At 73.5% G+C, this 22,023-nt stretch carries 19 protein-coding genes; 9 read left to right on the top strand and 10 right to left on the bottom strand.

Annotated elements, in window-relative coordinates; genetic code table 11:
• Nucleotides 1-15: 15 nt before the first annotated feature.
• Nucleotides 16-1,212, bottom strand: coding sequence for a hypothetical protein (locus ACFVXK_RS14540; protein ID WP_389611854.1), 1,197 nt, complete (start codon nt 1,210-1,212; stop codon nt 16-18).
• Complete coding sequence (locus ACFVXK_RS14535; protein ID WP_389611853.1) at nt 1,209-2,891, bottom strand: hypothetical protein; 1,683 nt, start codon at nt 2,889-2,891, stop codon at nt 1,209-1,211. Before ACFVXK_RS14535 ends, ACFVXK_RS14540 begins: the two co-directional genes overlap by 4 nt.
• A 366-nt stretch (nt 2,892-3,257) precedes the next feature.
• Between ACFVXK_RS14535 and ACFVXK_RS14530 the strand changes: the two genes are divergently transcribed.
• Genes ACFVXK_RS14530 through ACFVXK_RS14500 form a run of 7 tightly spaced genes read left to right on the top strand, consistent with a single transcriptional unit; the run spans nt 3,258 to nt 9,611 of the window.
• The gene (locus tag ACFVXK_RS14530) at nt 3,258-3,959 is read left to right on the top strand and encodes a phosphoadenylyl-sulfate reductase (RefSeq protein ID WP_389611852.1); all 702 of its coding nucleotides are present in this window, start codon (nt 3,258-3,260) and stop codon (nt 3,957-3,959) included.
• A 44-nt stretch (nt 3,960-4,003) separates the two neighbouring features.
• Nucleotides 4,004-4,549 carry an adenylyl-sulfate kinase gene (cysC, locus tag ACFVXK_RS14525; protein ID WP_389611862.1) on the top strand — a complete coding sequence of 182 codons (546 nt, stop codon included), beginning with the start codon at nt 4,004-4,006 and terminating at the stop codon, nt 4,547-4,549.
• 53 nt (nt 4,550-4,602) lie between these two features.
• The gene (gene cysD / locus ACFVXK_RS14520; protein WP_389611861.1) at nt 4,603-5,472 is read left to right on the top strand and encodes a sulfate adenylyltransferase subunit CysD; all 870 of its coding nucleotides are present in this window, start codon (nt 4,603-4,605) and stop codon (nt 5,470-5,472) included.
• A 2-nt stretch (nt 5,473-5,474) separates the two neighbouring features.
• Entirely contained in the window at nt 5,475-6,764 is a 1,290-nt protein-coding gene (locus tag ACFVXK_RS14515) for a sulfate adenylyltransferase subunit 1 (RefSeq protein WP_389611851.1), read from the top strand.
• A gap of 2 nt (nt 6,765-6,766) precedes the next feature.
• Nucleotides 6,767-7,942 carry an ABC transporter substrate-binding protein gene (locus ACFVXK_RS14510; RefSeq protein WP_389611850.1) on the top strand — a complete coding sequence of 392 codons (1,176 nt, stop codon included), beginning with the start codon at nt 6,767-6,769 and terminating at the stop codon, nt 7,940-7,942.
• A gap of 6 nt (nt 7,943-7,948) precedes the next feature.
• A complete protein-coding gene (locus ACFVXK_RS14505) occupies nt 7,949-8,734 on the top strand; it encodes an ABC transporter ATP-binding protein (protein WP_389611849.1) in 786 nt (261 codons plus the stop codon).
• On the top strand, nt 8,721-9,611 hold the full coding sequence (locus ACFVXK_RS14500; RefSeq protein WP_389611848.1) for an ABC transporter permease: 891 nt from the start codon (nt 8,721-8,723) through the stop codon (nt 9,609-9,611). The genes ACFVXK_RS14505 and ACFVXK_RS14500 overlap by 14 nt, the downstream gene beginning before the upstream one ends.
• 34 nt (nt 9,612-9,645) lie before the next feature.
• Here ACFVXK_RS14500 and ACFVXK_RS14495 read toward each other — a convergent pair whose 3' ends face one another.
• The 3 genes from ACFVXK_RS14495 to ACFVXK_RS14485 all read right to left on the bottom strand — a co-directional run bounded on the left by ACFVXK_RS14495 (nt 9,646) and on the right by ACFVXK_RS14485 (nt 12,955).
• On the bottom strand, nt 9,646-10,386 hold the full coding sequence (locus ACFVXK_RS14495) for a sirohydrochlorin chelatase (RefSeq protein WP_389611847.1): 741 nt from the start codon (nt 10,384-10,386) through the stop codon (nt 9,646-9,648).
• 14 nt (nt 10,387-10,400) lie between these two features.
• Nucleotides 10,401-11,189: a BTAD domain-containing putative transcriptional regulator gene (locus tag ACFVXK_RS14490; protein ID WP_389611846.1), complete on the bottom strand. Its 789-nt coding sequence runs from the start codon at nt 11,187-11,189 to the stop codon at nt 10,401-10,403.
• A gap of 344 nt (nt 11,190-11,533) precedes the next feature.
• Nucleotides 11,534-12,955 (bottom strand): MFS transporter, encoded by a 1,422-nt coding sequence (locus tag ACFVXK_RS14485; RefSeq protein ID WP_389611845.1) that lies wholly within the window; start codon nt 12,953-12,955, stop codon nt 11,534-11,536.
• 166 nt (nt 12,956-13,121) lie between these two features.
• Between ACFVXK_RS14485 and ACFVXK_RS14480 the strand changes: the two genes are divergently transcribed.
• Complete coding sequence (locus ACFVXK_RS14480; protein ID WP_389611844.1) at nt 13,122-13,721, top strand: TetR/AcrR family transcriptional regulator; 600 nt, start codon at nt 13,122-13,124, stop codon at nt 13,719-13,721.
• A gap of 64 nt (nt 13,722-13,785) precedes the next feature.
• On the opposite strand, the gene ACFVXK_RS14475 is transcribed toward ACFVXK_RS14480, so the two are convergent.
• From ACFVXK_RS14475 to ACFVXK_RS14455, 5 genes are all read right to left on the bottom strand, one after another.
• On the bottom strand, nt 13,786-14,247 hold the full coding sequence (locus ACFVXK_RS14475; RefSeq protein WP_358899446.1) for a nuclear transport factor 2 family protein: 462 nt from the start codon (nt 14,245-14,247) through the stop codon (nt 13,786-13,788).
• Between the two features lie 40 nt (nt 14,248-14,287).
• Nucleotides 14,288-15,082, bottom strand: coding sequence for a thioesterase II family protein (locus ACFVXK_RS14470; RefSeq protein ID WP_389611843.1), 795 nt, complete (start codon nt 15,080-15,082; stop codon nt 14,288-14,290).
• Between the two features lie 4 nt (nt 15,083-15,086).
• Nucleotides 15,087-16,709 carry a long-chain-fatty-acid--CoA ligase gene (locus ACFVXK_RS14465; RefSeq protein ID WP_389611842.1) on the bottom strand — a complete coding sequence of 541 codons (1,623 nt, stop codon included), beginning with the start codon at nt 16,707-16,709 and terminating at the stop codon, nt 15,087-15,089.
• A gap of 96 nt (nt 16,710-16,805) precedes the next feature.
• On the bottom strand, nt 16,806-20,828 hold the full coding sequence (locus tag ACFVXK_RS14460; protein WP_389611841.1) for a type I polyketide synthase: 4,023 nt from the start codon (nt 20,826-20,828) through the stop codon (nt 16,806-16,808).
• Between the two features lie 16 nt (nt 20,829-20,844).
• Nucleotides 20,845-21,141, bottom strand: a complete 297-nt coding sequence (locus ACFVXK_RS14455) for an acyl carrier protein (protein WP_389611839.1) — start codon at nt 21,139-21,141, stop codon at nt 20,845-20,847.
• 137 nt (nt 21,142-21,278) lie between these two features.
• Between ACFVXK_RS14455 and ACFVXK_RS14450 the strand changes: the two genes are divergently transcribed.
• Nucleotides 21,279-22,022: a 2OG-Fe dioxygenase family protein gene (locus ACFVXK_RS14450; protein WP_389611838.1), complete on the top strand. Its 744-nt coding sequence runs from the start codon at nt 21,279-21,281 to the stop codon at nt 22,020-22,022.
• Nucleotide 22,023 lies beyond the last annotated feature (1 nt).

The following is a 22,023-nucleotide window of genomic DNA, read 5'->3' as shown; positions in this document are numbered from 1 at the left end:
TTGTGGGGTCAGGCGTCAGGTGGTGCCGAGAGGGGCTATCGGGACGATCATTCCGCTGGGCAGCCAGGTCGCGGACCCGGCGTGGTGGTGGCCGCCCCCGGCGGAGCCGGCGCCCCCGCTGCCCGGTACGTACAGCACCGCCGCCGCGTAGAGCTTCGCGGGCGCCGGGCCCGCCGTCCCGCGGGCCGCACGCCAGGCCTCGTACCCGGCGGCGCTCGGCACCTCGCCCGGCAGCCGGTCGCCCAGCGCGGCGGCGTACTCGACGGCGGCCGGGCCGTTCGGGGCGTAGCGCAGCGGGATGAGCTGCCCCGCGCCGGGGGAGAGCAGCGGTGCGGTCAGCAGCCAGGGCGCCAGGTACGTCCCCTCGGCGGCGGTGCGGCCGGCCTCGACGTCGTGGACGGCGGTATCCGCGCCCGCCCAGCCGGAGGTCACGAGGAGGGGGCGGCGGGTCGAGGCGTCGGGAGGGGATACGGAGATGCCCGCGCGGGCTGCGGCGGTACGCACCTCGGCGGCAGCGGCGCGGCCGCGCGGGGAGTCGTCCTCGGCCAGGGAGACGGCGCGGGTGCCGCGCCCGGCGAGGAAGGAGACCGTTGCGCGCAGCGCGGCGGCGTCGGCGGTCGTCAGGGCGTCGGAGGGGCAGCCGGCCGGGGCGTTCGCGCTGCCGCCCAGCACCGCGCCGGCGGCGGCGCTCGCGCACTCCGCACCGTCGGGGCCCCGCAGCCCGGCCGGGGCCGGGGCGGCGCCCGAACGGCGGCCGGTGTCCACGCCGAGCGGGGCGGTGGCCCCGCCGGCGGAGACCCACAACCGCCCGGGCCCGGCCGGAAGTTCGACCGGGATCCAGGTCAGCGCCGACCCGGGCCGGGGCCCGCCCTTGGCCAGGCGGTCCCGGACGGTCCCGGCGGCGGCGTCGGGGGCGGCGACGGCCACCAGGTTGAACCCGGGCCGGTTCGGCACCACCAGCACCGGCACCCGCGTGCCGCCCAGCCCGACGGACTCCAGCACCGGACCGCCCGCCGCCCGGCCCGCCGCCCGGCCCGCGGCCCCGCCGCCCGGGCCCACCACGCTCCCGGCCAGCGCCGCGCACGCCACCGCCGCGGCGAAGTACGCCGTGGCGGCGGAGCGGCGGGCGAGCAGCCGGGTGCGCAGGAGCAGCAGCACGCCCAGGGCCAGGGCGGCGGTCAGGACGACCGCCGCCGGGAGGACCGCGTTCACCGGCGGACGACCCCGTCGCTGACCACGAACAGCACGCCGTGCGGCTGCGCGTCCCCGTAGTCGCCGTGCGGCCACGACGCCCGGTTGAAGCCGACGCACGGCTTGCCGGTGTTCTCGTCGCGGAAGGACCGGTCGAGGGTCACCCGGCCGCGCCGGTCGACGTCGAACATGCACACCCGGTGGTCGCCGCCGCCGCCGAAGGAGCCGGCGACGAAGTAGTTGGCCACCGCGATCCGGCTGACCTGCGTGGTCTCCCGGTACACGCCGTCGGCGCCGCGCTTGAAGTTGTCCATGGCGCCCCAGTGCGGGCCGCCCGAGCTGACGTCGCGGATCGGGACGGTGCTCACCAGCTCCGGGCAGTCCCGCTCCCGGCCGCCGCGGCTCGCCTCCGCGAGCTCGTCCACGGAGCACTGCGCGCCGGTCCCGGCGGCGAGGAGCTTCTGGATGTCCAGGACGTAGACCATGCCGGTCGTCTGGTCGAGCGGCTTGCCGTACGGCACCGACTGGCCCATCACCGTGTGGAACAGGAACCGGTCGTCGGGGCTGACGGCCAGCCAGCTGCCGTTGTCCCCGCTGCCGGTGATCTGCCGGTCGCCCTGGAAGGTCCGGTAGGCGGTCGTGTCGTCGAAGACCTCCTTCCACTGCGGGGCGGGCGCGGTGACGTCCGGGGTGTAGAAGACGGCGCCGCCCGCCATGGAGGAGACGAACGCCCCCTTGTGGCCGGGCCGGTTGGTCAGCGCCGTCTCCATGACCACCCGGGACTCGCGGAAGAAGGCCCGCGGCTCCTGCGCCCCGCGCGGCCCGTCGGCGACCTTGGACACCGACTTCAGCACCGGGTCGTCGCGGTGGGTGATGTCGAAGACCCGGACGGTCTGGCGGGCCAGGTTCTCCTTCAGCGCCGAGTCCGGCGTCATGAAGTTGCGGGCCTCGGCGAAGTCGCTCGCCACCATCACGTTCAGGTCCTCGCGCACCGCGATGCCGTGCGGGTTGGCGCAGGTCGCGGCCGGCAGCGCCGGGACGTTGCCGCACTGGGCCGGGTCCTCGCCCGCCTCCGTGGCGGCCGGGATCTCGGCGAGCGTCCTGCCGTCCCGGCCGATCCGGACGATCTCGCCGGGCGAGCCGGCGGCGCCGTTGCCGACCCGCACCTGGCCGTTCGTGTAGGTGCAGGGGCCGGTGACGTTCGGGCCGCCCATGTACGTGCCGTACGCGGTCCCGTCGCTCAGTACCTGGTAGGCGTCGGGGAGGGTGCCGCAGGGGGTGTCGGCGGCGGTGTTGACCCCGGCGATGGTCAGCGCGGGCAGGGCCTTCGCGTCGAAGACGAAGGTGGTGTCGCCCATGATGCCGCCGGCGTAGATCCGGTCGCCCTTGTGCCACACGTACTGCATGTGGTGCGGCTCGTTGCCGTTGTTCGGGCCGACGGTGACGGTGTTGGCGACCTTGCCGTACGTGGGGGAGTCCGGGGTCGCGTCGACGACCGTCAGGAAGTCCGGGGCGGGCTGCTTGGCCGGGCCGGACCAGACGAGCATCCACTGCCGGCCCGGGCCGCCCGCGGGGGCCACCAGGTGGTTGGTCGCCGAGTAGGTGACGCCGTCCGAGCCCTGGAAGGTGGAGGTCCAGGTCTCCGGCGTGCCCGCGGCGGCGGGTTCCGCCGCGGTGAGCATGGAGGCGGTGAGTCCCACCGCCGACAGACAGAGTGCGAGGCGGCGTGTCAGCCTTCCTCGGCGCGGTCCTTGCAGGCTCATTTCTCCGCGTGCCTCTCCGGGGATGTCGGACAGAAAGTGGGGGAATTCGGCGGGGCTCTTTCCGTCACTGTCGCAGAGGGGTGCTGGCGGTCCGCTGATGAACCGCTTACCGGCGCCTGACCGTGCCCCGTAAAACCCCTTAAATGAAACAAAGATCCTGGTCGAAGGCTTGCGGTGACTGCTTCGTCCGGAAAATTCCGTCGATCAGCGGACCGTCAGTGCTTTATGTGTCGTCATTGCTAATCTCGGCTCAGAGAATTCCTGACCGGTTCGCCGCGTCCCCCCTTTCGAAGGAGCCGCCGGGTGACGACGACCCAGGCACACGGAGACAGGAAAGAGCTGGCCGAGCGGGCGGGCCGGGAACTGGAGGACGCCTCCGCCCTGGAGGTCCTCACCTGGGCTGCGGAGGCCTTCGGCCCGAAGTTCTGCGTCACCTCCTCCATGGAGGACGCGGTGGTCGCCCACCTCGCCTCCCGGGTCATGCCGGGGGTCGACGTGGTGTTCCTCGACACCGGCTACCACTTCGAGGAGACCATCGGCACCCGCGACGCGGTCGAGGCGCTCATGGACGTCAACCTCCTCACGCTGCTGCCGTGCCGGACGGTCGCCGAACAGGACGCCGTGTACGGGCCGAAGCTGCACGACCGCGACCCGGACCTGTGCTGCGCCCTGCGCAAGGTCGGCCCCCTCGACGCGGGCCTCGCCGGCTACGACGCGTGGGCCACGGGCCTGCGCCGCGACGAGTCCCCCACCCGGGCGGACACGCCCGTCGTGGGCTGGGACGGGAGGCGGGGCAAGGTCAAGGTCTCGCCGATCGCCCGCTGGACGCGGGACGACGTGGACGCGTACGTGGCCGAGCACGGGGTCCTGACCAACCCGCTGCTGATGGACGGTTACACCTCCGTCGGCTGCGCCCCCTGCACCCGCCGGGTCGCCGAGGGCGAGGACGTCCGGGCCGGCCGCTGGGCCGGGCGCGGCAAGACCGAGTGCGGACTGCACGGCTGATGACCACCAGATCTACGGACACCACGGAACCTACGGAGAAGCGGATGAGCGTGACCGGCCAGGGAGCCACCGTGTGGCTGACCGGTCTGCCCAGCGCGGGCAAGACCACCATCGCCCACGCGCTGGCGGAGCGGCTGCGCGCCGAGGGCCACCGGGTGGAGGTCCTCGACGGCGACGAGATCCGCGAGTTCCTCTCCGCCGGCCTCGGCTTCGGCCGCGAGGACCGGCACACCAACGTCCAGCGGATCGGGTTCGTCGCCGAACTCCTCGCGAGCAACGGCGTGAAGGCGCTCGTCCCGGTGATCGCCCCCTTCGCCGACAGCCGCGAGGCCGTCGCGAAGCAGCACGCCGCCGAGGGCACCCCGTACCTGGAGGTCCACGTCGCGACCCCGGTAGAGGTCTGCTCCGTGCGCGACGTGAAGGGCCTGTACGCCCAGCAGGCGGCGGGCGAGATCTCCGGCCTGACCGGCGTCGACGACCCGTACGAGGCCCCGCGCGCCCCCGACCTGCGCATCGAGTCGCACACGCAGACCGTCCGTGAATCCGCCGCGGCGCTGTACGCGCTGCTCGAACAGAGGGGCCTCGCGTGACCACCGTCATCCCCATCCGCAGAGCCCCACGGGCCCTGGACCACCTGGACTCGATGGAGTCCGAGGCGGTGCACATCTTCCGCGAGGTGGCGGGCGAGTTCGAGAGACCGGTGATCCTGTTCTCCGGCGGCAAGGACTCCATCGTCATGCTGCACCTGGCGCTCAAGGCCTTCGCGCCCGCGCCGCTGCCCTTCTCGCTGCTGCACGTGGACACCGGCCACAACTTCCCCGAGGTCCTGGCCTACCGCGACCGCGCGGTCGCCCGGCACGGCCTGCGCCTGCACGTGGCCTCCGTCCAGGAGTACATCGACGCCGGCACCCTCCAGGAACGCCCCGACGGCGTCCGCAATCCCCTCCAGACCGTCCCCCTCACCGAGGCCATCCAGCGGCTGGGCTTCGACGCCGTCTTCGGCGGCGGCCGGCGCGACGAGGAGAAGGCCCGCGCCAAGGAGCGCGTCTTCTCCCTGCGCGACGAGTTCTCCCAGTGGGACCCCCGCCGCCAGCGCCCCGAGCTGTGGCAGCTCTACAACGGCCGCCACGCCCCCGGCGAGCACGTCCGCGTCTTCCCGCTCTCCAACTGGACCGAGCTGGACGTGTGGCAGTACATCGCCCGCGAGGACATCGAGCTCCCCGAGATCTACTTCGCGCACGAGCGGGACGTCTTCCAGCGGAGCGGCATGTGGCTCACGGCCGGCGAGTGGGGCGGCCCCAAGGACACCGAGCCGGTCGAGAAGCGCCTCGTGCGCTACCGCACCGTCGGTGACATGTCCTGCACCGGCGCCGTCGACTCCGACGCCGCCGACCTGGACGCCGTGATCGCCGAAATCGCCGTGTCCCGCCTCACCGAGCGGGGCGCGACCCGCGCCGACGACAAGCTGTCCGAGGCCGCGATGGAAGACCGCAAGCGCGAAGGGTACTTCTAGCCATGGACGACACGACGACGCTGCTGCGCTTCGCGACCGCCGGTTCCGTCGACGACGGCAAGTCCACCCTGGTCGGCCGCCTCCTGCACGACTCGAAGTCGGTCCTCGCCGACCAGCTGGAGGCCGTGGAGCGGGTCTCCGCCGACCGCGGCCAGGACACCCCGGACCTCGCCCTCCTCACCGACGGCCTGCGGGCCGAGCGCGAGCAGGGCATCACCATCGACGTGGCCTACCGCTACTTCGCCACCGCCCGTCGCCGGTTCATCCTGGCCGACACCCCCGGGCACGTGCAGTACACCCGGAACATGGTCACCGGCGCCTCCACCGCCGACCTCGCCGTGGTCCTCGTCGACGCCCGCAACGGCGTCATCGAGCAGACCCGCCGCCACGCCGCCGTCGCCGCCCTCCTGCGCGTCCCCCACGTCGTCCTCGCCGTCAACAAGATGGACCTCGTCGGATACGAGGAGGCCGTCTTCGCGCGCATCGCCGAGGAGTTCACCGCCTACGCCTCCGCCCTCGGCATACGCGAGATCACCGCCATCCCCGTCTCGGCCCTCGGCGGGGACAACGTGGTCGAGCCGTCGGCGAACATGGACTGGTACGGCGGCCCCACCGTGCTGGAGCACCTGGAAACCGTCCCCGTCGGCGACGCCCTCACCGCCCCCGCCCGCTTCCCCGTCCAGTACGTGATCCGCCCCCGGACCCCCGAACACCGCGACTACCGCGGCTACGCGGGCCAGATCGCCTCCGGCGTGCTGCGCGTCGGCGAGTCCGTCACCGTCCTGCCGTCGGGCAGGACCTCGGTCATCGAGGGCATCGACGCGCTCGGCGAACCGGTCGACACCGCCTGGGCCCCCCAGTCCGTCACCCTCCGCCTCGCCGACGACGTCGACGTCTCCCGCGGCGACCTCATCGCCCCCGCCGCGGCCGCCCCCGCCACCACCCAGGACGTCACCGCCACCGTCTGCCACGTCGCCGACCGGCCCCTCAAGCCCGGCCAGCGCGTCCTGCTCAAGCACACCACCCGCACCGTCAAGGCGATCGTCCGGCAGATCCCGTCCCGGCTGACCCTGGACGACCTCTCCCAGCACCCCGACCCCGGCAAGCTGTCCGCCAACGACATCGGCCGCGTCGTGCTGCGCACCGGCGAACCCCTCGCCCTCGACGCCTACGCGGACTCCCGTGCCACCGGATCCTTCCTGCTCGTCGACCCGTCCGACGGGACCACGCTCACCGCGGGCATGGCCGGCGAGGCCTTCACCGAGACCGACGAGACCGAACGGACCGTCTGACGATGTCCCCACCGCACCCACTGCACCCACTGCACCCACCGCACCCACCGCACCCACCGTGCCGCCGGGGCCCCCGCGGGGTCTACCGCCGCGCCGCCCTGCCCGTCCTCCTCCTGGCCTGCGCCGCCGCCCTCGCCTCCTGCGGCTACGGCTCCCGGCCCGACCAGGTCCCCGCCGCCGCCCAGGCCCCGGCGGGTGCGGCCGGCCCGAAGCTCTCGGCGGGCTCCGTGACCCTCGGCTACTTCCCCAACCTCACCCACGCCACCGCCCTGGTCGGCGTCCGGGAGGGGCTGATCCGGCGGGAGCTGGGCGGAACGGCCCTGAAGACCACCACCTTCAACGCGGGCCCCGCCGAGATCGAGGCCCTGAACGCGGGCTCCGTCGACATCGGCTTCATCGGCCCCTCGCCCGCCGTCAACGGCTACGTCAAGTCCGAGGGCCGCAGCCTGCGCATCGTCTCCGGCTCCGCCTCCGGCGGCGTCAAGCTCGTCGTGAACCCGGCGAAGATCAAGACCCCGGACGACCTCAAGGGCAGGAAGATCGCCACCCCGCAGCTCGGCAACACCCAGGACGTGGCCTTCCTCGACTGGATCAGGGGCCGCGGCTGGAAGGTGGACGCCGCCAGCGGCAAGGGCGACGTCTCTGTCGTCCGCACCAGCAACACCATCACCCCCGACGCCTACCGCTCCGGCGCGGTCGACGGGGCCTGGGTGCCCGAACCCACCGCCTCCAAGCTGGTCGCGGACGGCGCCACCGTCCTGCTCGACGAGGCCGACCTGTGGCCGGACAGGAAGTTCGTGATCACGAACGTGGTCGTCTCGCAGAAGTTCCTGGGGGAGCACCCGGACGTGGTCGAGGCCGTCCTGCGCGGCACCGTGAAGACCAACGAGTGGATCAACGCCCACCCCGACCGGGCCAAGGCCTCCGCCAACGCCGCCCTGGCCGCCCTCACCGGCAAGCCCCTGGAACCCGAGGTCGTCGACCGGGCCTGGCCGTCCCTCCTCGTCACCGACGACCCCCTCCCCGCCACCCTCCGCGCCCAGTCCGCGCACGCCGTCGCCGCCGGACTGCTGGAGGACCCCGACCTGCACGGCATCTACGACCTGGGGCCGCTCAACCGCGTCCTCGGCTCCCTGCACAAGCCCACGTACCCGGCCCCCGACGACCAAGGGAGGTGAGCCGCGGTGGCCACCGCACTCATCGACGCGGAGAACACCACGGCGCTCACCCGGGCCGTCCGCACCCGGCACCTCTCGAAGTCCTTCCCCGGCCCCGCCGGCCCCCAGCCGATCCTGGACGACATCAGCCTGGACGTCGCCCCCGGCGAGTTCGTCACCCTCCTCGGCGCCTCCGGCTGCGGCAAGTCCACCCTCCTCAACCTGATCGCCGGCCTGGACGCCCCCACCTCCGGGTCCGTCACCACCGGGGGCCGCCCCGCCCTGATGTTCCAGGAGCACGCCCTGTTCCCCTGGCTGACGGCCGGCAAGAACATCGAACTCGCCCTGCGGCTGCGCGGGGTGCCCAAGGCCGACCGCAAGCCCGAGGCCGAACGGCTGCTGGAGCTGGTCCGCCTCGGCGGCGCCCACGGCAAGCGCGTCCACGAGCTCTCCGGCGGCATGCGCCAGCGCGTCGCGCTCGCCCGCGCCCTCGCCCAGGACAGCCGCCTCCTGCTGATGGACGAGCCCTTCGCCGCCCTCGACGCCATCACCCGCGACGTCCTCCACGGCGAACTCACCCGCATCTGGGAAGAGACCGGCCTCTCCGTCCTCTTCGTCACCCACAACGTCCGCGAGGCCGTCCGCCTCGCCCAGCGCGTCGTCCTCCTCTCCTCCCGCCCCGGCCGGGTCGCCAAGGAATGGAACGTCGACATCCCCCAGCCGCGCCGCATCGAGGACGCGGACGTCGCGGAACTGTCCCTGGAGATCACCGAACACCTGCGAGGGGAGATCCGCCGCCATGGCCGGCACTGACACCACCTCCCGGGACCCCGGCCCCCGGGCCCCCGTCCACGAGCTGGCCGGACTGGACGCGCTCGACGCCCACCACGGCACCGGCCGGACCCCGTTGCGGCGCGTCCTGCCGGCCAAGGTGCTGCCCCCGGCGCTGGCCGTCGCCCTCGTGCTGACGCTCTGGCAGGCCCTCGCCTCGGCCCACGTCACCGACGCCTACGTGCTCCCGCCGCCCGCCGCCGTCTGGGACAGCCTCGCCCACCTGTGGTTCAAGGGAACCCTCTTCGACATCGTGTGGACCAGCGTCTGGCGCGGCCTGTCCGGGTTCCTCCTCGCCCTGGCCATCGGCACCCCGCTCGGCCTGCTCGTCGCCCGCGTCCGGCCCGTGCGGGCCGCCATCGGGCCGATCCTCTCCGGGCTGCAGTCCCTGCCCTCGGTGGCCTGGGTGCCCCCGGCGGTGCTCTGGCTGGGCCTGGACGACTCGATGATGTACGCCGTCATCCTGCTCGGCGCCACCCCCTCCATCGCGGGCGGCCTCGTCTCCGGCATCGACCAGGTCCCCCCGCTCCTGCTGCGGGCCGGCCGCTCCCTCGGCGCCACCGGGCTGCGCGGCGCCCGGTACGTGGTCATGCCGGCCGCGTTCCCCGGCTACCTGGCCGGCCTCAAACAGGGCTGGGCCTTCTCCTGGCGCTCCCTGATGGCCGCCGAGATCATCGCCAGCTCCCCCGACCTCGGCATCGGACTGGGCCAGTTGCTGGAATCGGGGCGCGAGACCTCCGACATGGCCCGGATCTTCCTGGCCATCGGCCTGATCCTGCTCGTCGGCGTCGCCGTCGAACTGCTGGTCTTCGGCCCGCTGGAACGCCGCATGCTGCGCGGCCGCGGTCTGCGGAACTGAGCCGGCGAGCGGTACGGGCCCGGGCGCGCGGCGGTCACCCCGTCAGGGCCCGGGCCTTCGCCACGGCCCCGTCGTAGCGGAGCAGCACCAGCCGGACGAGCTCCGGCGCGGCCCCCAGCACCCCGCCCAGGACGTCCGCCCCGGCCGCAGCGGCGCCCGCCGCGATCCGGTCGGGGAGCCGGCCCGGGGCCAGTACGCAGGGGGCCACCGCCACCCGCCGCACGCCCCCGGCGCGCAGCGCCCGTACGGCATCCGCGGTGGCGGGGAACAGGCCCGCGGAGGCGAAGGCGGGCCGTACGGCGGCCCAGCCGGCGCCCTGCCAGGTGCGGGCGATCCCCGCGAGCACGGCGGCCGCGTCGGGGTCGGCGGTGCCGGCGGCCGCGAGCACCACGCCGGTCGTGGCGCGCTCGTGCGGGGCGAGCCCGGCCTCGGCCAGCCGGCGTTCCAGCGCGGCCGTCAGCAGGGGGTGCGGGCCCAGTACGGGGGCCTGCCGGACGAGGAGGGGGGCCGGGGCCGCGCGCAGCGCCCCGGGCAGGTCGTGCTTGGCGTGGAAGGCGTGGCTCAGGAGCAGGGGCTGGACGACCACCCTGACCGCTCCGCCGTGCGCCATCTCCGCCAACTCCCCGGATACGGAAGGGGAGTCGAAGTCGAGGAAGGCCGTGCCCACCCGCAGTCCGGGCCTCGTCGACCGGATCCGCCGGGTGAGTGCGCGCACCGTCGCCGCGTGCCGGGGGTCGCGGCTGCCGTGCGCGACGAGCAGCAGGTGCCCGTCCATGTCCGGGCGCTCCCCTAGCTCGCGACGAGGGCCGGGACCGGCCAGTACGGCTCGTCCTGGAGCAGCATCGGGTCGTGCGTGAGGATCGCCCGCTCGTACTGGCTCAGTACGGGGGAGGGCTCGATCCCCTGGGACTCGATCATGTTGTGCCGGCACTGGCGGTAGACCGTCAGCGCGTCGAGCTGGCGGCCGCAGCGGTACAGGGCCCGCATGAGGAGCATGCAGAACTGTTCGTGGTTGGGGTGGCGCGAGTAGAGCTCGGTGAGCTCCGGGAGTATCCGCTCGTGGCCGCCGGTGCGCAGTTCGAGGTCGTAGAGCAGGATGAGCGCCGAATTTCTCGCCTCCTGATATCTGGTCGAGGCGGTCTGGCAGATGGGCCCGCCGGTCAGTCCGCCGAATACCGGGCCGCGCCAGCGCGAAAGGCCCTCGCGGAGGTCGGCGATGTCCTGGCGGAGTTCGGGAAGGCTCTCGGTTCCCGTCCGTGCGTGGACGGCGTCCACGGTGTCGAGGAAGAGGTAGGCGTCGAGCTCCCACCGCTCGAAGAGGAACAGGTAGCCGGAGGTGCTCGTCACCACGCGCGAGCCCTCCCGCTCCGGTTCGACCGCCGCCAGGGTCCTGCGGACCCGGCTGATCTGCGCCTGGAGGGCGTTCTCGACCTTGCCGGGGGGTGTGGTGCCCCAGAGTTCGAGGATGAGGGAGTCGACCGTGACGAGGGATCCGCCGGCCGCGAGCAGGGCCGCCAGGAGCGTCTGCTGCATGGCGCCGCCGAGCCGTACGGCGACCCGTTGTTTGACGATTTCCATGGAGCCTAGGACTGAGAACAGCAACACAAACATCTCCCCGCGAGATGGAAAGAGAACGGTGTCGTGTGCACTGGCGCCGGGTGATCGATTCGATTCCGGAAGCGAACTCGACATGCTCTGGAAACTTAGTGGACCGATCGGTCCCGACCGTACTTGGTAGGGCCGGAGCGTGTCAATGAAGCCCCCGGGAGCCCCCGCGCGACCGCCCCCGGACATGCGGAAAAGGCCATGCAGCACACCGGGCGCCGGATGCGGGGGATCCAATGGGGGCGCCTGAGGTGCTGCACGGCCGATCAGGGGGAGGAGGGTGCGCCGCGGTGGCGGCGCCCCCTCCGGTCGTCCGGTCAGGCGGTGGCCTTCTGCCGGTGGCGGGCGGCGCCCGCCAGGGCGACGAGGGTCACGGCCAGGGTGATGGCGGTGACGGTCCACAGGCCGGCCCGGTAGGGCGCGATCCCGCCGGTGCTGAGCGAGAAGACGGTGGCGGTGAGGGCGATGACCACGCCGTTGCCGATCTGCGCGCCGGCGTTGAACAGGCCCGAGACCAGGCCCTGCTCGTCCGGCGCGGCGGTGCCGACGGCGGCGATGTTCAGCGCCGGGTAGACGGCGGCGAAGCCGAGGCCGCCGAGCAGCTGCTGGGCGAACAGGGTGACCAGCGGGTCGACCTGACCCATCAGCAGGACCCAGCCGAGGTAGCCGATGCTCAGCAGGATTAGGCCGCCGGTGGCGACGGGCCAGGCGCCGTACCTGGTGACCAGCGCGGCGCCGTAGCGGGCGGTGCCCGCGGTCAGTACGCCGCCGAGGAGGAAGGCGAGGCCGGCCTCCAGCGGGGACCAGTGCAGCTGCTCCTGGTAGTAGAGGGTCAGGACGAACTGGAAGGAGACGTAGGCGCCGAAGAAGAGCATGGCGACCAGCGCGCGGGTCAGCTGGCCCTTGCGGAAGACGGTGAGCGGGACGAGCGGCGCCGGGTGGCGGCTCTCGACCACGGCGAACAGGGGGAAGAGGACGGCGGCGGCGATCAGCGAGCCGATGGTCTGGGCGTCGCTCCAGCCGTCGCTGGCGGCCCGGCTGAGTCCGTAGACCAGGGCCACCGCGCCGGCCGTGACCGTGACGGCGCCCAGGATGTCGAGGCTGCCGCTCTTGCCCTTCTCCTGCCGCGAGGGGACCACCGAGGCGGCAAGCAGCGCGACCAGCAGACCGGCCACGGCCGGGGCGAAGAGGACGAGCCGCCAGGAGACGCCGGCCATCAGGCCGCCGAGGATCAGGCCGAGGGAGTAACCGGCGGAGGCCACGGCGAGGAAGGTGCCCAGCGCGCGGTTGCGCGACTGCTCGTCACGGAAGGCGTCGAGCAGGATCGCCATGGCCGCGGGTGCGGTGATGCCGGCGCTGACGCCCTTGAGCAGTCGGGCCACGACCAGGACCACGCCGTTGTCGGCGAGGCCGCCGAGGATGCTGGCCACCACGAACACGGCCAGCCAGCCGATCAGCAGCTTCTTGCGGTTGTAGAGGTCGGCCAGCCGGCCGCCCAGCAGCAGGAACCCGCCGAAGCCCAGCGCGTACGCCGAGACGACCCACTGGAGGGCGGAGGTGGTCATGCCCAGGTCCGCCTGGACCAGGGGGAGGGCCGGTCCCATGCTCGCGATGTCCATCGCGTCGAGGAACTGCACCGCGCACACGACCAGGAGCAGCAGCGGCAGGCTTTTCACCATGGGGGCGGGAGGGGTCACCGCCCGTGCGAGGGGAGGGGAGGTCGGGGATGCCTCGGTCATGAGCGGACTCCGATCGGAGTGTCGTCGGAAGCGGCGAGCGGGCCAGAGCTATGCGAACAATGATGGACCGATCAGTCCTGGACTGATCGGTCCATTTCTAGCGCTCACAAACCCCGGTGTCAAACGTATGCTGGGAACCGCGGGGGAGAGGCGAAGGAGTTGAGACATGGCGCGCACACCGGCACCAGGTACGAGGCAGCGGATCCTGGACGCCTCGGCCAAACTCTTCGGTGAGCAGGGGGTCCGGGCCGTCGGCATGCAGCAGGTGATCGACGCGACCGGAGTCGGCAAGAGCCTGCTGTACCGCGAGTTCGCCAGCAAGGACGAGCTCATCGCGGCCTGGCTGCGCGAGAGCGACGCGCAGTGGTGGGAGCGGGCGGAGGAGATCACCGCCCCCCACGGCGGGGACCCGGCCCGCCAGATCCTCGCGCTGATGGAGTTCTTCCAGGACAGCGTCAGGGAACCCGACTTCCACGGCTGCATCTACTACAACACCTCCAGCGAGTTCCGCGACCCCGGGCACCCAGGCCGCCAGGAGGCGAAGCTGCACCTCAAGGGCCTGCGCAACTGGTGGCGCGACAAGGGCGCCCAGGCCGGCGCCGAGGACCCCGACGCCCTGGCCGACACCCTCATGCTGATCGTCGGCGGCACCCTGGCCAACGGCGAGGTGCTCGGCGAGGCCGGCCCCGCCCGCATGGCCCTGGCCACCACCGAGCTCGTCCTGCGCCAGTACTGCCCGAACGCCCTGGCGGCCGCCGCGATCTGACCGGCGGCGCCCCGCACGCACGGCCCCGCGGCAGGCGGCTGCCGCGGGGCCCGCGTACGTCCCCTCAGGCGCCGGTGGCACCGGTCCGCGTCGGCCGGGCGTGGCGCACCGCCACCCCGTGCTCCTCGTACCCGTCGTTGTAGACGAACGACGAGGGCATCCGGTCGTGGAACTGGTAGTCGGCCTGAATTCGACCGTCCTCGGCGAGCACGAGGATGTCCTGGCCGGACATCTCCATCTCCCCCGTGGCCGCCGTGACCATCACCCAGTTGAACCGGACGACGTCGTGGTGGCCGGTCGCGTTGTGCGAGGACCGGAACTCGTACCCCATCGGGCCGTACACCTCGTGCGTGTAGGCCAGCTGGTCCAGCAGGGCCGCGTGCCCCCGGATCGGGTCCTTGCGGTAGAAGACGTAGACGCAGTCCGGCGCGTACATCGCGTGCACCATGTCGCGCCTGCGCCGCGGGTCCTTCTCGTTCCACAACGCGACGTAGCGCGCCAGGAGTTCGTTGGGTCGGGGCAGCATGAAGGGGTACCTCCGGGTTCTTTCCAGGGACGCCGCCCGCTCAGCCGGCCGCGGCGTACCGCGGCAGCAGCTGGGCCAGGTCGGCCGTGATGGCGCGGGCGTGGGTCCGCAGGTAGAAGTGGTCCCCGGGGAAGGTCCGGCACCCCAGGAACTCCGGCGTCCGCCCGGCCCACGACCGCATGGCCTCGGGCGCGAGGAGCGGGTCCCCGCGCCCGGAGTAGGCGACGACGGGACAGCCCACGGCCGCCCCGTCGTCCGAGAAGTCCGCGCACACCGCCCCGTCCGCGCCCATCGCGCGCACCGCCGCCGCCAGCAGCTCCGGATCCTCCTCGACCTCCGGCGGCAGCCCGCCCAGCACCCGCAGCGCCCCCAGCGGACACGCCACCAGGTCGGGCGGCGCCGTGAACCCCAGCGGCGCCCACCCCGACACGGCCAGCAGCGACGGCGCCGGCAGGCCCCGCCGCTCCAGCTCCACCGTCAGCCGGTAGCCGAGCAGCGCCCCCATCGAGTGCCCGAACACCGCGTACGGGCGCTCGTCCAGCTCGTCCGACACCACCCGCGCCAGCGCCTCGGCCAGCGCGCCGAGCCGGGTGTACGGGGCCTCGCGCCGCCGCTCCTGACGGCCCGGCAGCTGTACGGCCTGGCAGGCCACCGACGCCGGCAGCTGCCCCGGCCACTCCCGGTACATCGGGGCGCCGCCCCCGCTGTGGTGCAGCAGGAACAGCCGCACCTCCGCGTCCGGATCGGCCTCGGCCGGATGCAGCCACCGCGTGGCGCCCTGGACCTCGGGCAGCGGGCCCGCGCGCACGGGCAGCCGTACCTGTGGCGACTCCACGGGCCTACGCCGCGCGGGCCGGGTCCGCGGCCGCGCCGAACCGTTCCCGCAGCACCCGGCGCAGCACCTTCCCGGTGGGATTGCGCGGCAGTTCGGCGACCAGGTCGTACCCGGTGGGGATCTTGAACCCGGCGATCCGGCCGTTCAGGAACCGCAGGAACTCCCGCGGGGCGGTCCCTGCGGCCTCCGGGCGCAGCACCACCGCGGCGCGGACGGCCTCCCCCCAGTCCGGGTGGGGGACCCCGTACACGGAGACCTCGGCCACCGCCGGATGGGCCCGCAGGGCATTCTCGACCTCCGTGGGATAGATGTTCTGACCTGCGACGATGATGGTGTCGTTGACCCGGTCGGCGAGGAACAGGTAGCCGTCCGCGTCCACGTGGCCCATGTCGCCCATCGCCAGCCACTGCCCGGACTCCCCGGACTCCCCGGCCTCTCCGGACTCCCCGGACAGCGCCTGTGCGGTCGCCTCCGGCAGCCGCCAGTAGCCGAGGAAGCGCGCCGGGCTGTGCACCACCACGCGGCCCACTTCGCCGGGCGGCAGCGGCCGGCCCTCCCCGTCCAGGATCCGCAGCGTGACCCCCGGCACCGCCCGGCCCGCCGAACCCAGCACCCGGCTGTCCGCCGTGTGGTCCTCCGGCGCCAGGACGGTCAGGAAACTGCCCGCCTCCGCCGAGGAGTAGCCCTGCGCGAGTGCGCAGCCCAGGACGTCGATGCAGGTCAGCAGCAGCTCGCGGTCGATGGGGGAGCCGCTGTAGACCACCTTGCGCAGGGAACGGAAGGTCTCGCGGGTCGTGCCCCGCTCGGCCAGCATCATCCGCAGCATCGCGGGCGCCGCCCACAGGGTGGTGATCCGGTGCCGCTCGATCAGCCGGGTCGCCTCGTCGGCGACGAACTGGCGCATCACCACCGTCGTCGCGCCCGCGTTGAAGGCGTGCATGAACCAGCCGAACCCGGCCGTGTGCAGGCCCGGGAAGCAGCTCAACCCCCGGTCCTCGGGCCGCCAGTCGATCCAGTCCACCCCGGCCGCCCGGGTGTCGGCGATGAAGGTGAAGAAGGTCCGCTGCGCCAGCACCACCCCCTTCGGCAGCCCGGTCGTCCCGCTCGTGTACAGCTGCGCCACCGGGTCGTCGAAACCGGCCGCGCCGGCCGTCGGCGGCTCGGTGTCCGGCCGGCCCGCCTTCCAGTCGAGGAACCCGCCCGCCACATGGCGGTCCGAGTCCATCTCCACCACCTCGCGCAGCCCCGGCAGCACCGGCCGCAGCTTGTCCACCAGAGGTCTGAACTCCCGCTCCACGAAGAGGAGTTCGGCCTCCGAATCACGCAGGACGTGCTCGACCTCGCCGACCGTGAGCCGCGAGTTCACCGGCACCAGCACCGCGCCGCTCTTGGCGCAGCCCAGCGCCAGGTCGTAGTAGCGCTCCGACTCCCGGCCCAGATAGCCCACCCGCGACCCGGCCGCCAGCCCCGCGGCCAGCAGCGCGTGCGCGGTGCGGTTGCTCTCCCGGTGCAGCTCCCCGTAGGTGAGCGCACGGTCCTCGCACACCACCGCGGGCTGGTCGGGCCGGGTCCGGGCGTGCAGCGCCGCGCGGGCGGCGAGGGTCCGGTCCTCCGTACGGTTGTCCATGGGTTCGTTTCCCTTGTCGGTCGTCGCTCGGACGGTTGAGGGGGCCACGGCGGCCGAGGCGTTCCGCCGTGGCCCCGGTTCGGGGGAGGGGGGCCCTCAGGCCGCCGCCACCGGGGCCGGCTCGGCCGCCAGCCGTACGGACAGCAGCTCGGCGAGCTCCTCCACCGACGGGTGGTCGAAGACCGCCGACGACAGCAGCGGGATCCGCAGCCGCGTCTGGAGCTGGTTCTTCAGCACGATCGCCGTCAGCGAGTCCACGCCGAGCTCCAGGAAGCTCGCCCGGGTGTCGACGTACTCCGGGTCGTCGACCGCCAGCAGCGCCGCGACCGTCGCGCGCACCAGCGCGACCATCGCCGTCTGCCGCTCCTCGGGCCCGGCCGCCGCCAGCGCCTCCACGTCCACCGGCGCCGCCGAAGCCGCCGCCCGCGCGGTGCGTTCGGCGGCCGCCGCCTCCACCGGGCGGTCCGGGAGCCGGGTGAAGCCCATCCCGGACAGCTCCATCACCGGCCGGCCGTCCTCCTCCAGCAGCAGCACGTCCAGCGTGAACGCCGGGTCCGTCCGCTCCGGGTCCTCGGCACGCGCGACCCGCGCCGCCGAACGCAGCAGCTCCCCGCGCGGCTTCTTGAAGGCGCGCAGCCGGCCCACGCTGGTGGCCACGTACCGCCTGCCGTCGTCGGTGAGCGCCGCCAGGCCGTGCGTGGACCCGTCCAGCAGCGGCGGGGGCAGCAGCTCCGCCCGTGAGACGTCACCGCCCGCGAGCTCGGTCACCGCGAAGTCCGGGCCGTACGAGGTCACCGAGCGGGCCCGCAGGAACTGCGGCCCGTACTCCAGCCCCGCCTCCGCGTACGCGGCCTTGACCTGCGCGCCGTCCATCACCCGCGAGGGCTCGTCGCCGTCCAGGGCCCCGGTCAGCGCCAGCAGGGTCCGGGCCGGGCCGCCGAGGCCGCTGCCCGCGTAGTCGGCCTCGGCCGCGATCGAGGCCGTCGCGTGCAGCCGCTCGGCGCCCTCGGGCTCGTCGGCGCCCCGGCTGGACACCTCCACGTCCAGCCGCCCGCCCGGCCCGGGGCGCACCCGGGTCAGCAGCAGCGTCGGCCGGTCCGACAGGAACAGCGCCTCGTGGAAGCGGACGTCCTCCACTGCCCGGGCGGTGTCGCCGTGGACCTCGTCCTGCACGGCGAGCAGCAGCTCCAGGTAGGCGGCGGCCGGGAGGAAGACCTGGCCGCCGATGGTGTGGTCGGCCAGGTACGCCGGCTGCCGGGCGCTGATCCGCGCCGCGAACTCCCGCCGCCCGTCGTGCCTTTCGCCGTCCCTTTCGCCGTTCTTTTCGCCGTCCCGTCCGCCGTCCCGCGAGGCCTCCCGCCCCAGCAGCGGATGCCCGTCGCCGGCCGCCCCGCCGCGCCCGGCGGGCCGGGCCGGGAGCCGGTACTCGCGCCGGTCGAAGGCGTAGCCGGGCAGCGGGATCCGCCGGCCGGGCCGGCCCGCGTACACCTCGCCCCAGGCGATGTTCAGCCCCGCCGCGTACGCGCCCGCCAGCGCCGCGTCCAGGGCGGCGCCGGTGGTGTCCTTCGAACGGAGGCTGCACAGCCAGCGGTGCTGCTCCTGCGGCACGGTGCGCCGGGCCAGCGAGGTCAGCGCCGAGGACGGCCCGACCTCCAGGAACACGTGCCGGCCGCGCTCGGCGATGGTGCGCACCCCGGCCGCGAACTCCACCGTCTCGTTGACGTGCCGCACCCAGTACCCGGGCGTCGCCAGCTCCCGCGGATCGGCGATCCGGCCGGTCAGGTTCGACACGATCGGCAGCTGCGGCTCCCCGAAGGAGATCCCGCGCAGCACCTCGGCCAGCGGCTCCGACACCTCGGCCATCAGCGGCGAGTGGAACGCCGCGCTCACGTGCAGCTCCGTCACCGTCCAGCCCGGCTCGCGCAGCGCCTCCACCGCCTCGGCCAGCGCGTCCGCCGCGCCCGAGACCACCACCTGCTGCGGGGCGTTGACCGCAGCCACCGCCAGCCGCGGCCACGCCGCCAGCCGCTCCCGCACCTCCTCCGCCGGCGCCGACACCGCCGCCATCCCGCCCGGCGCCGACACCGACTCGATCAGCCGGGAGCGGGCGGCGAGGAACGCGACCCCGTCGGGCAGGGTGAACAGCCCGGCCACCGTCGCCGCGACGATCTCGCCGACGCTGTGCCCGATCAGCACGCTCGGCCGCACCCCCCACGACAGCCACAGCCGCGCGAGGGCGTACTCCAGGGTGAACAGCGCCGCGTGCGTGAAGGACGTACGGGCCAGGGCCTCCTCGGCGTCTGGCACGTCCCCGAACATCACCGCGGCCACCGAGCGCCCCAGCAGCGGGGCGAACAGCGCGTCGCACTCGTCCACGCAGGCGGTGAACACGGGGAAGCGGCCGTACAGGGCCCGGCCCATGCCCACGTACTGCGAACCGGACCCGGTGAACAGGAAGGCCGTCTTGCGGAACGCGTCGGGCTTGCCGTCCCCGCGCGGCGGGGCGCTCCACCGCTCCAGGTGCCCGGCCAGCTCCCCCGTGTCCCGGACGGCGGCCGCGGCCCGGTACCGGAAGTGGGAGCGGCCCGTGGCCCGGGTGCGGCACAGGTCGGCGAGGGAGGTGTCCGGGTGCTCGGCGAGGAAGCGCGCGTACCGCTCGGCCTGGAGCCGCAGCGCCGGACGCGACTTGGCGGAGAGCGTGAACACCTGCCCGCCCCCGACGCCCTCCTCCGCCGGCTCCGGCCGCCGCGGTGCGCCGGCCCGGGCCGGGGGCTCCTCCAGCACCGCCACCGCGATGGCCCCGGCGACCCCGAACCCGTTGACCGTCGCCCGGCGCACCGGCGCCTTCCACGGCCGCACCTGCGTCGCCACCGTGATCGGGTACGTGTCCCACGGGATCCGCCCCGACAGGTTCCGCCACACGTGCGGGAAGAAGGCCCCGGCGCGCATCTGCGTGATCACCTTGATCACCGCGCCCAGCCCCGCCGCCGGCTCCATGTGCCCGATGTTGGCCTTCAGCGAGCCGATGACGAGGGGGTCCTCCCGGTCGTGCGAGGCGCCGAACACCCCGTTGACCGAACCCATCTCGATCGGATCGCCCAGCGGGGTGCCCGTCCCGTGCGCCTCCACGTACTGGATGTCGCCCGGCTCCAGCCGCGCGTTCGCCAGCGCCGCCCGCATCACGGCCTCCTGCGCCGTGCCGTTGGGCGCGCTCAGCCCCGCGCTCTCCCCGTCCTGCCCGATCGCCGTGCCGCGGACCAGCGCCAACACCCGGTCCCCGTCCGCCAGCGCGTCCGACAGCCGCTTGAGCACCAGCGCCCCGCAGCCCTCGGCGCGCGCGTAGCCGTCGGCGCTCTCGTCGAAGGTCTTGCAGTGCCCGTCCGGGGCGAGCATCTGGGCGTGCGAGAGGATCACGTACGAGCGCGGGTTGTGCAGGGTGTTCACCCCGGCGCACAGCGCGATCCCGCACTCCCGGCGCCGCAGCCCCTCCACCGCCAGGTGCAGGGCCGTCAGCGACGCCGCGCACGCCGTGTCCGTGGTCAGGCTCGGGCCGCGCCAGCCCAGGAAGTACGACAGCCGCCCCGACAGCGAGTACGCGCCGAGCCCGGTCGTCAGGCTCCCGTCGAGCTGCTCGTCGGACAGCCCCTCCAGCTCCAGCGCGAAGTCCAGCGGCGAGGCCCCCACGTAGACGCCGCCGTCACCGTGCCGAAGGCCCGCCGGATCGACACCGGCGTCCTCCAGGGCCTCCCAGACCGTCTCCATCAGCAGCCGCTGCGCGGGGTCGATGAACGGCGCGTCCTTGGGCGGGATGTTGAAGAACTGCGCGTCGAACGCGTCGATACGGTCGAGGAAACCGCCCGCGACGGCCGTGATGCCGTCCTCGGCCACCTCGGGGACCCACCGGTCGCGCGGCAGCGGCCCTATTCCGGAACGCCCCTCGCGGAGGAACGCGTCGAGATCGGGTATCGCATTGTTCCCCCCGGGCAGCCGCATTCCGATACCGACCACGGCGATCGGCTCGTGCTTTTCCGAACGGAAACGCCCGAGCTCCTCCTCCTGGCGGCGGACGGTCTCCTCCGCCGCGTCGAGCCTTTCCTGCAATTCCGGATGTCCCGGCATGGCCGCCGTCCCTCTCTCAATTCGCGTCGAAGACGTCGGCCAGCACGTCCGAGGCCAGATGGTCGGTCAGCCGCTCGACCGTGGGCTGGTTGAACAGGGCCGTACTGCCGATGCCCCGCCCCAGCCGCTCCTCCAGCCGCTGCTTGACCATGGTGAGCAGCAGGGACGTCATGCCGAGCTCGAAGAAGCTGTCCTCCAGCGGGAGCTCCTCGTCGTCGGGCATGAGCAGCGCCCGCTTGAATTCGGCGACGACGATTTCCTCGAGGACCGTCCGGCGTTCGGTCCGGGGTGAGGCCATTAATAGGTCTGTCATACCGGCCGAGTGAAGCACAGGCCGCGTGACGACCGGCTGACGTCCATCTGACGTGCGGACCCTGTCAGTTCAGCGTCAGCAATGCCGTGGGAACCTCGGAAGCGCAGTGTGGGATCCGGCCGGTGGAGGAGCGAATCATGCAGACCGAGGCAAGGGAAGAACTGCGGGCCAACGGATATTCGTTGCTGCCGGCCGACCGGCTCGTCATCGACGCCGAATTGCGGCAGCACGTGAAGGAACTGGCCGCCGAATGGGAGGGCCTGGAGACGGACCGCTACCTGAAGGGCGGCTCCCGCTTCCGCGAGCGCGCCTACGACCGCTTCTTCTTCGTACCGCGCACCGGAGAGGTCCGGCTGCGCCCCCACCGCCCCTACTTCCAGTCGATGAACGCCAACGACTACGCCGGCGGCATCGACCGCGACGTGGCCCCGCTCAGCCGCAGCACCCTGGACAACCCGCTGCTGACCCGGCTGCTGCGCGCCGACTTCGAGAACTTCCCCGTCCCGGAGGAGTCCTGGCTGGACGACCCCTGGGACGTCCAGTGCCACCAGTTCCGCATCATCAGCACCCCGGACGAGACGGGCGAACCCACCCCCGAGGGCCCGCATCGCGACGAGGTCGACTTCGGCGCGATCCACCTGATGGGCCGCTTCAACGCCGCCGGCGGGGAGTCGCAGGTCTACAGCCTGGAGCAGGACCTCGTGGCCGAGTTCTGCCTCACCGAGCAGATGGACACCATGTTCTGGGCCGACGCGCAGATCCTGCACGCCGTCCGCCCCATCCACCCCGTCGACCCGGCGAAGGCGGCGGTCCGGGACGTGCTGATCCTGGGCTACAAGCACGAGCCGGAGCTGCGCCGCGACGAGCGGAACGCCGCCTGAC

It is taken from the genome of Streptomyces sp. NPDC058157, assembly GCF_042884105.1.
In the GTDB taxonomy this organism is placed as follows: Bacteria; Actinomycetota; Actinomycetes; order Streptomycetales; family Streptomycetaceae; genus Streptomyces.
Note: the sequence above shows the minus strand (reverse complement) of the source record. Positions and strands in the feature narration are given on the sequence as shown.